The sequence below is a fragment of the Phaeobacter sp. JH20_26 genome (assembly GCF_048056275.1).
Taxonomy (GTDB): Bacteria; Pseudomonadota; Alphaproteobacteria; order Rhodobacterales; family Rhodobacteraceae; genus Phaeobacter; species Phaeobacter bryozoorum.
The window spans coordinates 1-841 of sequence record NZ_JAYMWL010000018.1 but is presented as its reverse complement, the minus strand read 5'-3'; the positions used below and the strand labels follow the sequence as shown (position 1 = coordinate 841).

Here is an 841-nt window from a genome sequence, read left to right as displayed (position 1 = left end):
GCCGCGCAGGATGAACAGGTCGCTCAGCGCATCGATGACGTTGCCGGAGTTCAGCTTGCGATCCACGCGGATTGCCAAACATTCTCGGCTGTATTCGTCGATGATGTTGAGCGTGCGGAACGCCCTTCCGTCATCAGTCCGGCAATGCACGAAGTCGTAAGACCAAACATGATCACGGTATTCTGGCCGTAGCCGAACGCACGATCCGTCATTCAGCCAGAGCCGCCCCTTCTTTGGTTGTTTCATGGGCACTTTCAGCCCCTCTCGTCGCCACAGCCTTTCGACCCGCTTGTCATTCACATGCCAGCCTGCATCTCTCAGCAGCGCTGCGATCCGACGATAGCCATAGCGGCCATATTGCCGGGTCAGCTCGATCATGTCGGCCACCAATCGTTCTTCATCCGGGCGACCAACTGGCACCCTGCGCTGCGTGGATCGGTGTTGTCTCAGAACGCGGCACGCGCGGCGTTCCGAGACATTCAACTCACCACAAACGCGATCAATGCAAGCACGGCGACGAGCGGGGCTCAGAAGTTTCCCTTCGCGGCTTCCGCCAAGATCAGCTTGTCCAGCGTCAGATCAGAAACAGCTTTGCGAAGCCGCTCGTTCTCTTTCTGAAGCCGCTTCAGTTCCCTCAATTGGTCAGTGCCCATTCCACCGTACTTCTTCTTCCAGCGGTAATAGGTCTGTTCAGTCACGCCAATCTGCCGGATCGCATCCAGACGCGGCATTCCTTGCGCGGTCAGTATCTCAACCTGCCGCAACTTCGTGACAATCTCTTCTGGCTTTGGTCGCTTGTTGGCCATGCGTTTCCTCCGTTTTACTAAACATAGCGGAGGAC

The 841-nt window shown here is 56.8% G+C and carries 1 pseudogene; it reads right to left on the bottom strand.

Going from position 1 to position 841, the window contains the following annotated elements:
- A pseudogene (locus VWY60_RS15255) lies at positions 1–806 on the bottom strand (IS3 family transposase); the annotation flags it as partial.
- Between the last annotated feature and the right edge of the window lie 35 nt (positions 807–841).